The sequence below is a fragment of the Pseudomonas sp. ICMP 561 genome, assembly GCF_002699985.1.
GTDB classification, from domain to species: Bacteria; Pseudomonadota; Gammaproteobacteria; order Pseudomonadales; family Pseudomonadaceae; genus Aquipseudomonas; species Aquipseudomonas quasicaspiana.
In genome coordinates, this window is record NZ_LKBT01000012.1 from 97,047 (window position 1) to 110,350 (window position 13,304).

The 13,304-nt window shown below is 58.5% G+C and carries 8 protein-coding genes and 1 pseudogene; 1 reads left to right on the forward strand and 8 read right to left on the reverse strand.

From position 1 onward, the window contains the following. Positions 1-72: 72 nt before the first annotated feature. The 7 genes and pseudogenes from cobA to AO242_RS10695 all read right to left on the reverse strand — a co-directional run bounded on the left by cobA (position 73) and on the right by AO242_RS10695 (position 10,472). Positions 73-822, reverse strand: a complete 750-nt coding sequence (cobA, locus tag AO242_RS10665; RefSeq protein ID WP_099268667.1) for a uroporphyrinogen-III C-methyltransferase — start codon at positions 820-822, stop codon at positions 73-75. A gap of 13 nt (positions 823-835) precedes the next feature. Beyond that, positions 836-3,565, reverse strand: coding sequence for a nitrate reductase (locus tag AO242_RS10670; RefSeq protein ID WP_099268668.1), 2,730 nt, complete (start codon positions 3,563-3,565; stop codon positions 836-838). 29 nt (positions 3,566-3,594) lie between these two features. Beyond that, positions 3,595-4,794 (reverse strand): annotated as a pseudogene (locus AO242_RS10675) (NAD(P)/FAD-dependent oxidoreductase); the annotation flags it as partial. A 362-nt stretch (positions 4,795-5,156) separates the two neighbouring features. Further along, the gene (locus tag AO242_RS10680) at positions 5,157-6,815 is read right to left on the reverse strand and encodes a bifunctional protein-serine/threonine kinase/phosphatase (RefSeq protein WP_099268670.1); all 1,659 of its coding nucleotides are present in this window, start codon (positions 6,813-6,815) and stop codon (positions 5,157-5,159) included. 8 nt (positions 6,816-6,823) lie between these two features. Next, positions 6,824-8,035, reverse strand: a complete 1,212-nt coding sequence (locus tag AO242_RS10685) for a nitrate/nitrite transporter (protein WP_099268671.1) — start codon at positions 8,033-8,035, stop codon at positions 6,824-6,826. A gap of 639 nt (positions 8,036-8,674) precedes the next feature. After that, positions 8,675-9,250: an ANTAR domain-containing response regulator gene (locus AO242_RS10690; protein ID WP_027902728.1), complete on the reverse strand. Its 576-nt coding sequence runs from the start codon at positions 9,248-9,250 to the stop codon at positions 8,675-8,677. A gap of 13 nt (positions 9,251-9,263) precedes the next feature. Then, positions 9,264-10,472, reverse strand: a complete 1,209-nt coding sequence (locus AO242_RS10695; RefSeq protein WP_099268672.1) for a CmpA/NrtA family ABC transporter substrate-binding protein — start codon at positions 10,470-10,472, stop codon at positions 9,264-9,266. A gap of 1,103 nt (positions 10,473-11,575) precedes the next feature. Between AO242_RS10695 and AO242_RS10700 the strand changes: the two genes are divergently transcribed. Continuing rightward, on the forward strand, positions 11,576-12,601 hold the full coding sequence (locus AO242_RS10700) for a quinone-dependent dihydroorotate dehydrogenase (protein ID WP_099268673.1): 1,026 nt from the start codon (positions 11,576-11,578) through the stop codon (positions 12,599-12,601). A gap of 118 nt (positions 12,602-12,719) precedes the next feature. Here AO242_RS10700 and rmf read toward each other — a convergent pair whose 3' ends face one another. Further along, on the reverse strand, positions 12,720-12,935 hold the full coding sequence (rmf, locus tag AO242_RS10705; RefSeq protein WP_002553055.1) for a ribosome modulation factor: 216 nt from the start codon (positions 12,933-12,935) through the stop codon (positions 12,720-12,722). Positions 12,936-13,304: the final 369 nt, after the last annotated feature.

Below are 13,304 nucleotides of genomic sequence, written 5' to 3' on the forward strand. Positions count from 1 at the left end.
TGCTTTACTCGCTTCAATAGAGAAGCCCGGCTCAGGCCGGGCTTTTCTTTGCCTGCGATTTGAGCGAAAAGATCAGGCCGTTTTGCTTGCTGCCAGATGCAGTAAATCCATCTCCGTTCCCGCCGCGACCGCACCAATCACCAGAATGGCCGGGCTCTTCAATTCGAATAGCGCAGCATCCCGTTGCATCTCTGCCAGTGAGCTACGGCATTCCCGTTGTTGAGGCAGTGAAGCGTTTTCGATCATTGCCACCGGCATGTTCAGCGACATGCCGCCGCTGATCAGGCTGTCACGTATCTCTGCCAGTTTTGCTACGCCCATGTACACGACCAACGTTGTTCCCCCTTGAGCCAATGCTTGCCAGTTCAGGGTGCTGTCATCCTGAGTGTGAGCCGTCACCAGTGTTACGCCGCGACTGACGCCGCGCAGCGTCAGCGAGATACCGCATTGCGTCGCACCCGCCAGGCCTGCGGTTATGCCATTGACCAGTTCCACCTCAACCCCATGGGCCCTCAGCCAGTCGGCTTCTTCGCCGCCACGGCCAAATATGCAGGGGTCTCCACCTTTGAGTCGAACCACGCATTTGCCCTGGCGCACATAGCGAAGCATCAGGCGATGGATGAACGCCTGTGGTGTCGAGCGGCAACCGCCACGTTTACCGACTGCAATCACTCGGGCGGCTGGGCAATGCTCCAAAACGGCGCTGTTTACCAGGTCGTCGATCAGTACCACATCTGCTTCTCGCAAAGCGCGTACAGCTTTGAGGGTCAGTAGCTCCGGATCACCCGGGCCTGCGCCGACCAGCCAGACTTTTGCACTCATGCCGTACACCTCATTAATTGACCGCGACGGCCGTCAGCAGTCGTTTGATTTCCGGCACACAGGAGCCGCACATCGTGCCGCAGCCCAGTTGTGCCTTCAGTTGACCCAGATCCAGACCTTTTTCGATGGCGTCGCACACCGCGTTTTCACTGACGTTCATGCAGTTGCACAACGTCTTGCTGCCGATTGCCTGGGTAGTGCTCGAACCGGGAGCGCTGCTGATCGGGGCAAGCAGCCAGCGGCGTAGCTCGTCATCGATCTCCTTTCCATCCAGCCACAAGCTTTGCAACCAGTCCCTGGCGAGCGTTTCCCCGCCGAGACGGATCGCGGTGACTCGACCTTGATCCAGACGAATGCGTTTGCTGATACCGCGATGGGCATCGTCATAAGCCAGCACCGGGCCGTGATCCAGCCCCAGTAAATGGTCAATTCGATCCAGGAGTTCTTGAGCAGGTGCTTCACTGCTGGCTGCACGCAGGGTAAGGGCAGAGCGCTCACGTCCGGCGAGACTCAAGCTGGTGTAAGGAAACTCGTCACACAGTGAGCGCAGGGCATCCAGTCGGAGTTGCACATCACCTTCTATCAGCACAAACAGTCGCCATGGCAGGTCGATCTTGTCGACGCGCACGCCAGAATGCTTCAGCTCAGGCTGTTTGGAGATGGGGTCAAAGGCTGGCTGTGTCAGGAGATTCACGCCGCCCTTGAGAAAACGATCACCCCAGTGCATCGGCATGAAGGCATGACTCGCCCGCAAGCCGTCATCGCTGCCTACCGGCACAATCACGCTGCCGCGTCGGCTTTTCAGGGTGACCAGATCACCGGATTGCAGTCGATAGCGATGCAGGTCTTCAGGGTGCAGACTCAATACCGCTTCGCTGACGTGACCGAACAGGCGCGCAGCGGTGCCGGTGCGACTCATGCCATGCCATTGATCGCGCAGACGGCCAGTATTCAGCGTCAACGGGAAGCGGCTGTCGCGCAGTTCTTTTGGCGCGCTGTACGGTTCGCTGATGAATCTGGCTCTGCCTGTTGGCGTCGGAAATTGGCCGTTCAGATAAAGCCGCGCCGTACCGCAGGTTGCTCCTGCGGGGAATGGCCATTGTTGTGGGCCATGCTGGTCGATAATGTCGTAGCTGATCCCGGACAGATCCAGGTCACGGCCTTGGGTCAGGAGCTTGTATTCGTCGAACAGCGCCTGGGGCGTCTGGAAATCAAAAAGCGCCTTCGCGTCAGGTTGCAGCCGAGCCTGGAGGCGTTGGGCGAAATCAACGGTGATCGCCCAGTCCGGCCTCGTCTCGCCGGGTGCGGCGATCGCTTTGCGTACGTGAGAAATACGTCGTTCGGAGTTGGTGACCGAGCCTTCTTTTTCGCCCCAGCTCGCGGCGGGTAGCAGCAGGTCGGCGAAGCGTGCAGTTTCTGTTGTTCGGAACGCTTCCTGCAGGACCACGAATGGACAGGTATTCAAGGCTTCGCGAACTCGAGTCTGATCAGGCAGCGATTGAGCCGGATTGGTACAGGCGATCCATATGGCTTTGATTTTGCCATTCTGCATCTGCTCGAACAGTTCGATGGCTGATAAGCCGGGTGTTTCTGGCAGCTTATCGATCCCCCAGTACTGCGCCACTTCAGCACGATGCTCGGCGTTGGCGGCTTCCCGATGGCCGGGTAGCAGATTGGACAGGCTGCCAGTCTCGCGGCCGCCCATGGCGTTGGGTTGGCCCGTAAGGGAAAAAGGCCCGGCACCCGGACGTCCAATTTGCCCAGTAGCCAGATGCAGATTGATCAATGCGCTGTTCTTGGCGCTGCCTGCGGTGGACTGATTCAGGCCCATGCACCATAGCGACAGAAAGCTCGGGGCCTGACCGATCCATTGCGCGCAGTCGTGCAGTTGTTGGCGCGAGATACCGCAGGTCTGCGCGACCATTTGCGGCGTGTAATGGTGCACCAGACTTTTCAGTTCGGCGTAGCCTTCGGTGTGCTGATCAATGAAATCCTGATCGACCCAGCCCTCCCACAGCAGCAGATGCAGGATCCCGTGAAACAGCGCCACGTCTGTGCCGGGATTGATCGCCAGATGCATGTCCGCCAGATCGCACGTATCGGTTCGGCGTGGATCGATAACGATGACTTTCATGTCCGGGCGTTGGCTTTTCGCTTCTTCCAGGCGGCGAAATAAGATCGGGTGCGCGTAAGCCATGTTGCTGCCGACGATCATCACGCAATCGCTCAGCTCGATATCTTCATAGCTGCAGGGTGGAGCGTCTGCGCCCAGGCTGCGCTTGTACCCCACCACGGCGGAAGACATGCAAAGGCGGGAGTTGCTGTCGATATTGTTGGTGCCTACCAGCGCTCGGGCCAGCTTGTTGAACGCGTAGTAGTCCTCGGTCAGCAGTTGCCCCGAGATATAGAACGCAACGCTGTCAGGTCCGTGCTTGCGGATAGTTTCGGCAAATACATTAGCAGCGTGATCCAGAGCGGTGTCCCAATCCGTAACCGCTCGCGCAAGACTTTTGCTCAGGCGCAATTCCGGGTACAGCGCCCTGGCATTGAGGTCGCCCGTCAGGTGCAAGGTCGAACCCTTGCTGCACAGCTTGCCGAAGTTAGCCGGGTGCGCGGGATCTCCGCTGACGCCGATGATGTTGCGTCCGTCATGTTCGATCAGTACGCCGCAGCCGACCCCGCAATAGCAGCAGGTGGATGCGGTGGTTTGCGTCGCGGGCGCCGGGATGCTGGTCAGGCGCATAGCGCGATGTCCTTTTGCGGCGTGGTGGCTTCGCCGAACATCAGTTGGTCACGTAGTCCGCTGATTGATTGCCCGCTGCGGATCAGGCGCAGATACCAGCCGCCGTCCGTGGTATCGCCGTACAAGCAAGCGCCCACTAGCACGTTGTCTTTGATTACCAGTTTTTTATAGCGCCCGCTGATGGGGTCCAGCAAAGTGATGGTTTCGGTGCCTTCGCCACCCATGAAGTCCCCGGCAGAAAAAAGGTCAATGCCGGTCACTTTCAATTTGGTCGAAGTGACCGAACCTTTGTAGCGAGCGAAGCCCAGTTGCGCGAGATGATTGGCGCAGACTTTGGCTTGCTCGAACAGCGGTGCTACCAGGCCGTAGGCCGTACCGCGATGACTTGCGCACTCGCCGATGGCATAAATACGCGGGTCGTAGGTTTGCAGGGTGTCATTGACCAGAATCCCGCGATTGCAGGGCAGTCCAGCCAGTTCTGCCAGCTCGGTTGCCGGGCGAATGCCTGCTGCCATGACCACCAGGTCGGCAGGGATCACGTCACCATTTTTGAATTGCACGGCTTTCACCGCGCCTTTGCCGTTATCCAGCAACGCTTCGGTCTGCTCGTTCAGGCGAAAGTGCAGGCCACGCGATTCCAGGGCGGTTTGCAGCAATTGCCCGGCGGTTTTGTCCAGTTGGCGCTCCAGCAGCCATTTGCCGATGTGGACGACGGTCACGTCCATGCCGCGCATTTTCAGGCCGTTGGCCGCTTCCAGGCCGAGCAGGCCACCGCCGATGACCACCGCGTGTTTCCGGATTTTGGCGGTATGAATCATGATTCGTGTGTCAGCGATATCGCGATAGCCGATCACACCGCTGAGGGCGCTGCCAGGCATGGGCGGCATGAAGGGCGTCGAGCCTGTGGCGATCAGCAGGCGGTCGTAATGCGCGACGGTGCCGTCGTCGGCAATCACCTGGCGTTTCGCGCGGTCGATTTTTACGACCCTGCGGTTGAGCAGCAGTCGAATGTTGTTGCTCAAGTACCATTCCAGATCGTTGAGCACGATGTCCTCGAACTTCTGTTCACCGGCCAGCACCGGAGACAGCATGATGCGGTTGTAATTGGGATGCGGCTCGGCACCGAACACCGTGATGGCGTAGAGCTCGTCGCTGAGTTTGAGCAGCTCTTCAAGCGTTCGAACTCCGGCCATGCCGTTGCCAATCATCACCAGCTTGAGTTTTTTCATTTTGCCTCCGAGAAGCCCGCGAGAGGGTGCTCGACAAATTCTGCACAAACAAAAAAGGCGTCCCGCTAGATATCTAGCGAGGACGCCTTTGTCCGGTCCCGTTCTCTCGGGAAGCTCAGCCTTCGTCTTTGAAGGCTGTAGCGATGTGAGTTGCTTGAGGATGGATATGCAGGGGTTGTGCCAGACTTTGGTATCTACGCAACCCCGTAGGACCGGCTTTAGCCGGGAGGGCGTTGGAGCGTTCTATCAATCTCTTTATCCTGGGATAACGTCCTCCCGGCTAAAGCCGGTCCTACGGGATAGCGTTTCAGCGAGCGAGTGCCGCTTTGGTGCGAATTGCACCGTTGCAGGGCAATCACTGCTCAATGACGCATCAACCAGATAACCCCCACCAGATTCACCAGCAGTGAAACCAGTGCAACCGTGCGCCAGACTTTCAGCGGCTCACGCTCCAGCAGCGGCTGTGCGCGTTTCACCATTGGCCGGTGTTCGGCTTGTTCAAGCTCCAGCAACCATTGCTCTGCGGTTTCATAGCGCAGTTGCGGATCAGCTTGCAGTGCCTTGCTCAGATTGTGATCCAGCCAGTCGGGCAGGTCCGGGCGGTACCGGCTGGCTGGCGTGGGCGTACCGAAGCGTCGATGCTGGAATGCTTCGATTTCGCCGTACGGGTAATGCCCGGTCAGCAGGTAATAAAGGGTGACGCCCGCCGCGTAAATATCCTGCTGTGGAGTGGGTTCGTCGCCCTTGAACGCTTCAGGTGCAATGAAGCTTGGCGTGCCTGGCAACTCGCCCGGCATCAGTGTGGAGAGGCCGGGACAGTAAGCGAGACCAAAATCCAGCAGGCGCAACTCGCCGTTATCGTCGAGCAGCAGGTTTTCCGGTTTGATGTCCCGGTGGATGATATTGCGCCGATGCAGCAAGCCCACGGCACGCAGCAGTTGCGTGGCATGACCCAGCCATTGCGCCACGGAGACCGGGCCGTGCTCTTTGAATGATTGAGACAAACTGCGTCCCGGATGCTCACGCATCACGTAATACAGGTGTTGGCGATCTGGTACTGAATGGGTTTCAGGAAAGAAGCGTCCCGCAACCCGGCGCAAAAACCACTCTTCCAGCAGCAATCCCTGGCCCGCACCGGGTTCGTCATGGCGATTGCCTGGAAGTGTTTTCAGCAGCCAGTGCTGGCTTTGCGCATCGCTGACCCGATACAGCAGCGACTGTCGAGACTCGGCCAGCAGACTGTTTATCTGCCAGCCTTCGAAAGGTTGTCCGGGCTTTAGTACTGGCGGCAGCGGCCATTGTTGAAGCTGAATCATCGCGTCGCCAAGGTCGTCCTGACCCAGCGCATCGACGCGAATCAGCACGGCGCTGGCGTTGTCCTGACTGCCAGCCAGATGCGCGGCGCTGACCAGCGTCTGCACGGCACGATCCGGATCCTCCTGTTCGGCGAGAATCGAGCGAATGCTGGCGTCCCCCAGCGTCGCCCAGACACCATCGCTGAGCAGCAGCAGGCGTTCGCCCTCACGCAGCTCGCCGTCCAGATAATCCATGACCACGTATTGATCCAGGCCCAGTGCGCGTTTGAGCACGTGCTGCATGTCGGGCTGCTCCCAGACGTGGTCTTCACTGATGCGTTGCAGCACTCCGTCGTGCCAACGGTAGGCGCGACAGTCGCCGACGTGGGCCAGCGTGAAGCGCCTGCCACGTAGCACCAGGGCGCTGAGTGTGGTTAGCAAGCCATTGGCCTGCAACCAGCGATTCTGCGCCAGCAGTAGCCGGTCAAGGGATTGGGCGACGCCCCAGGTTTCCGGCGTCGAGTAGTAATCCAGCGCCAGCGCTTGCAAGGTTGATTGCGCGGCGAGGGCGCCATCAACGCATTGACTGACGCCATCAGCAAGGGCAAACAAATAGCCCTTGCTGGCGGCAAGGGCCGGGGCCGGAGTCACCAGGCGCATCGCGTCCTGATTCTCCGCCCGCGGCCCACTGGCGCTGAATTGAGCCAGGCTCAGTTGCAAGCTCATCAAGCGACTCAGACGCGAGCAGCGGTTACTGCTGCCGAACCCCAGGTGGTTCTCCAGCGACGCTTGACGTTAAGCAGGCCGAACCACGCCAGTACGCCAAGAAACGCGAACAACCACAAGCCCATCTGATAATCACCGGTGTGTTGCTTGATCGAGCCCAGACCGGCTGCGAGCAGGAAACCACCGATGCCGCCAGCCATGCCGATCAAGCCGGTCATGACGCCGATTTCCTTGCGGAAACGTTGTGGCACCAGTTGGAACACTGCGCCATTACCGGCACCCAGACCGAGCATCGCTGCAACAAACAACGCCAGTGCCGCCCAGGAACTTGGCAAGTTGAAACCAACGGCCGCGATGCAGATAGCAGCCACCGCGTACATGCCCGCCAGGGTGCGGATACCGCCGAATCGGTCAGCCAGTGCACCGCCCAGTGGGCGCATCAGGCTGCCACCAAAGACGCAGGCTGCGGTGTAGTAACCGGCAGTGACTGGGCTCAGGCCGTATTGGTCGTTGAAGTAGCCGGGCAGGGCGCTGGCCAGGCCAATGAAACCGCCGAAGGTGACGCTGTAGAAAAACATGAACCACCAGCTGTCACGATCACCCAGCGCCTTGAGGTAGTCGCCCATGGACTTGGGTTTCGCCCGCTCCGGCGCATTACGTGCCATCAGCGAAAAAGCGATCAGGGTCAGGACCAGCGGGATGACCGCAAAGCCGAACACGTTGCTCCAGCCAAACGCCGCAGCCAGTACCGGAGCAATCAACGCGGCCAGCACGGTGCCCGAATTACCTGCACCGGCAATGCCCATCGCTTTGCCTTGATGCTCTGCTGGATACCACTGGGAAGCCAGCGGCAGCGCGACGGCGAACGATGCACCGGCAACGCCGAGGAACACGCCCAGCAACAGCGCCTGCTCATAGGTGTGAACGCCCAGATTCCAGGCAGTGAACAGTGCAAGTATTACGATGACCTGACCGATGATCCCGGCGGTTTTCGGCGACAGTTGATCCGCCACAATCCCCATCACAAAACGCAGCAGTGCACCCGCCAGTATCGGCGTGGCCACCATCAGGCCGCGTTGTTGGGTTGTCAGTTGCAGGTCGGTCGCAATCTGCACCGCCAGCGGGCCGAGCAGGTACCAGACCATGAAGCTCAGGTCGAAATACAGAAAGGCGGCGAACAGGGTCGGTTTGTGGCCGGCCTTCCAGAAGCTTGTATTCATTGAACACCTCATCTGCAAAAAGGAAGATCTGTTGTCTCGGGCACGGACCCGAAACGTAAGGGCTTGAAGCTGGAGAGACTTGCAGGTGGGGCGTCCATAACCTCGGCAGCACCACCGACCCCGATCACTGGGACCAAAACGCAAAAAACGCCGCAACCCGATTCGCGTTGGCGAAAGAGGTGTGCGACGTCTTTGTCGTAAAGTGGGGCAACCGCCGTTGGTTACCTGTGTTGATTAATTAGCAAAAGCTGGGCCATCTGGATGGGTGAGATGTTTTCCTGGTTTGTGCGAGCGGACCAGACACCCGACAGGTTGGCCTCACTCTCAGGTTAATGACTGACCTGTGGGACCGAATTCATTCGGGAAGGCGGTATTTCAGACGATAAACAAGCTGCGGGTCGCCGGCCTCTTCGTGAATGAATTCGCACACATGAAATTGCGCTCTTCCGTAGGACCGGCTTTAGCCGGGAGGCGTCGGGAAACCCACCAAATCTTCTTCGCCAGAAATACCGCCCTCCCGGCTAAAGCCGGTCCTACGAGATTGCAGGCCAACATAGATCTCCCGCCGGGATCAACGCTTGCGGGCCAATATAGAATCTCCCTCAGGATTACATTCCAAAATGAGGTGAAGTGTAGAATTCACCCCAACAACTCACTCATAGCGATAATCTGCTCAGCCACCTGAATCAGTTTCTGCTGTTTGCTCATGGCCTGGCGGCGCATCAGGGTATAGGCCTCTTCCTCTTTGCACTCCTTCATTTTCATCAGCAACCCCTTGGCCAGCTCGATGCGTTTGCGCTCGGCCAGTTGCTGGTCCCGTGCCTGAAGTTGTGCACGCAAGGCCTGATCGCTCTCAAAACGGGCCATGGCCACATCGAGAATCGGCTGCAGCCGCTGGGCATGAATACCCTCAACGATGTACGCGCTGACACCGGACTTGATGGCCTGACGCATCACCCCCGGATCATGTTCGTCGGTGAACATCACGATAGGGCGAGGCTGGTCGCGACTGACCATCACAACCTGTTCCATGACATCGCGGCCGGGTGATTCAGTGTCGATCAGGATGACATCCGGGCGAAGCGCTTCAACCCGGGCGGGCAAGTCAATAATCAGCCCGGACTCGTCGATTACTTCAAAGCCCGCTTCACTCAGCGCGGCTTTCAGGCGTCCGACTTTTTTCGCTGTGTCATTGATCAAGAGGATACGCAGCATAATCGTCAGCTCCTCATTGAGTCACGGCGGCGGCCGCGTTGGCCATGGCGTGAAGCTTGAAGCTGCGGGCATAACCAGCTGGGTCTGAACCGTCCCAGACCTTGCCGTCGATCAATTGGCTACTGCGCATCGTTGCCGTCGGAACCGGTATATCCAGTGCCTCTGCGGCCTGACGATAAAGCGCCAGTTGTTGCACGCCTTTGGCGACATTGAGGTAGTCCGGATCTTCACGCAGCAAACCCCAGCGGCGGAACTGTGTCATGAACCACATGCCGTCGGACAGATACGGCAGATTGACTTCGCCATTGCCGTGAAAGCGCAGAGCGTGATGGTCGTGCCATTGGTTACCCAGGCCGTCGCGGTAATCACCCAGCAAGCGGGGTTCGATATAACTGGCGGGAGTGTCCAGATAATCCGCGCCGCTAAGCAATTGCGCGGTGCTGCGCCGATTTTCGTCGCTGGATTCGATGAAGCGACTGGCTTCCAGTACGGCCATGACCAATGCCCGTGCGGTGTTGGGGTTCTGCTCGACAAATTCCCGGGTGCAGCCAAGCACTTTTTCCGGGTGGTTGGGCCAGATTGCCTGGGTGGTGGCGAAGGTGAAGCCCAGTTGCTGATCCACTGCGCTGGCGCCCCAGGGTTCACCGACACAGAAACCATCAATACGACCGGCTTGCAGATGTTCGACCATGCGCGGCGGCGGAACAACCACGCTGGTCACGTCCTGCAAGGGATGAATGCCCTGACTGGCGAGCCAATAATAAAGCCACATGGCGTGATTGCCGGTAGGGAAGGTCTGCGCGAAAGTCAGCTTTGTGCCGCTTTGGTGCGCTTGCTGGTCCAGTGCCTCAGGAGTGATCACGCCAGCTTCTTGTAGCGAACGTGACAGGTTGATGCTCTGACCGTTCTGATTCAGCCCCATGAGCACGGCCATGTCGGTGGCCGCGCTGCCGCCAATGCCTAACTGCACGGCATAGATCAAACCGTAAAGACTGTGGGCAGCGTGGAGTTCGCCACTGACCAGCTTGTCCCGCAGGCTCGCCCAGGACGGTTGGCGCTTGAGGTTCAGGCTCAGGCCATACGGTTGCGCGAAGCCTTGGGTCGCGGCAACGACTATCGAGGCGCTGTCGGACAGCGGCATGAAGCCAATATCCAGGCTGCTTATTTCTGGCGCATCGCTACCAGCTACCCAGGCCAATGGGTCTCGTGTGGGTTCGTTCATAAGTGTCATCTGTCCTCTGCCACGACAACTGCGGGTGGAGCGGGCGAGCCCGAGCCAGGCTGGCAGAAATCTTTCATAAAAAAAGCGTCGTTCAATCCTTTGCCAAAAAGCAAAGACGGAACGACGCCATTGTCGATGCATCGGGCCCTCGTTGGCACGCTGCTATTAGCTTAAGCCAAGCAAGCGATATGCCAGTGCCGTTCTCACCTTGTCGTGGCATAGGTACATGCACAGATTTCATGTCGTGTACATATCCGTTATTGCGGTTGCTGCTGATATTGGTTGCGCTTTTACAGCGCGTCACTTTTGATGGAGCGCAAAAGTAACCAAAACGCTCTTGCCCCACCACTCGGCCCCTCGCTGTCGCTCGGCGTACCCGCCCGCAGATCCTGAACCGTGGGCCGCCGCAACGGGCCATCCATGGCCCAATGCGGCTAACCCGGCGTCCTGCCGGGTTGCCCACGGTTCAGAATCTGCGGGCGGCCAGCGTGGTTTAACGGGGCGCCTAAGATCAAAATCAAAAGCGCGGCGGCCTGACAGCCGTCCTGATGTGTGAACTTTGCGGGCTTCTGTAGGAGCTGCCGAAGGCTGCGATGCGGTTTGTCAGACGTCGAATGCGTTGGTCGTGGTGACGTCTCGCGAACAAGTTCGCTCCTACCGGTCGAGGCGATCCCCGGGGTGAAACCGATGCTCTTGATCTGCTTTTGATTTTGATCTTAGGCGCCCCGTTAAACCACGACGGCCGGAATTCGACATTGCTGCGTGGGGCAAACCGGCAGGGATGCCGGTTTAGCCGCCTCAGGCCATGGATGGCCGGTGGCGGCGGCCCCACGCAGCAATGTCGGATTACGGGTATGCCGAGCGACAGCGAGGCACCCAGTGGTGGGGCAAGAGCCTTTTGCTTACTTTTGGGCTCTATCAAAAGTGAGGCGCCGTAAGGGCGCAACCCCAAAGAAGCCGTTACCGCAGCAATGGATGGTGCTCAATGCAGGGGTTATCTAAATACCTATACCGCAAAAGCCTGCAGGCATGCCTCGCACGCAATCGCACAGACGTCTATAATCGCCGCCCTGAATTCAGCTTCTTACGAGCCGCGCCCGCCCATGTATAACCTGGCCCGCCAGTTACTGTTCAAACTCTCCCCGGAAACCTCCCACGACCTGTCGCTTGATCTGATTGGCGCTGGTGGCCGATTGGGCATCAATGGCTTGTTGAGCAAGGCGCCGGCGCGTCTGCCGGTGAACGTCATGGGCCTGGATTTTCCCAACCCGGTCGGGCTCGCTGCCGGTCTGGACAAAAATGGCGCAGCCATCGACGGGTTTGCCCAGCTCGGTTTCGGCTTCGTTGAAATTGGTACAGTGACGCCACGTCCTCAGCCGGGTAATCCCAAGCCACGGATTTTCCGTTTGCCGCAAGCTGAAGCGATCATCAACCGCATGGGCTTCAATAACCTGGGAGTTGATAACCTGGTGGCCCGGGTTCAGGCCGCCAGCTACAAAGGCATTCTGGGTATCAACATTGGCAAGAACTTCGACACACCGGTCGAGCGGGCAGTGGACGACTACCTGATCTGTCTGGACAAGGTGTACGCCCATGCCAGCTACGTAACGGTCAACGTCAGTTCGCCTAACACCCCGGGCCTGCGCAGCCTTCAGTTCGGTGACTCGCTCAAGCAGTTGCTCGAAGCGTTGCGGGTTCGTCAGGAAGCGCTGACCCAATTGCACGGCAAGCGTGTGCCGCTGGCCATCAAGATCGCACCGGACATGACCGACGAAGAAACCGTGCTGGTTGCCGCTGCGCTGATCGAGTCAGGAATGGATGCTGTGATCGCCACCAACACCACCCTGAGCCGCGTTGGCGTCGAAGGCTTGCCCCATGGTGACGAGGCGGGCGGTTTGTCCGGTGCTCCAGTGCGCGAAAAGAGCACCCATACCGTGAAGATCCTGGCTGGCGAACTGGCCGGGCGGATGCCGATCATTGCGGCAGGCGGTATCACCGAAGGCAAGCACGCGGCTGAGAAAATCGCTGCTGGCGCCAGCCTGGTCCAGATCTACTCCGGCTTCATCTATAAAGGCCCGGCGTTGATTCGCCAGTCGGTGGATGCGATCGCCGCGATGCGCAAATACTGAGGGCAAAAAAAGGGGCTCCCTAAAGGAACCCCTTGGGCTTGCGCCCGGCGCCCGGATGGGACGCTTCTGGTTTTGACACGATTTCAGAGATTTGATGGACTGATCGGAAGTTACCTGGTTATCCGACCGCGTGAAGTTCGTTGAGTCTGTGGATTCCCGCAGTGCCGGTCATACCGTCCCAGTTGTCGCCACGTCCTTCTCGCCAGCCATTGATCCAGGCTTGGCGCACCGACGGTAGAGTAAAAGGGCAAAGCTCACGGGATTTACCATGAACGCCGTACTGATATCCGCGTAAAAATGCTCTTTCCAACGGATCACGCTTAAGTCTTCTCATAGGGTGTTGCCCTCGTTTGTTGACTGTTATGTCCCTGAGACCTCATGTCGAGGTCGGGCAGAAAATTTTCTGCCGTTGGTACCCGCTGCCGGCGTCGCGGGCTTTGGTGTTCTCACCGTTGCGGTGACAACCTGTGGTGATTTCTAACCAATGGATCGAGTGCTGTGAATGATCGTTTTGTCATAAGCACGTCATATTTGTAATAACTGGAACATAAGCAAGCTTGTGTTTCAAAGTTGATTATTTCGGCAGCCCTGAACTGGCAAGGCTTGCAAGAAATGTTGCGACTGTTTCGCAACCGCAGATGATGGCCTGTTGCAAGTAGGCCTAAATCGACGAAGGGTCGCGATGTGACTTTTTATTGCGAAG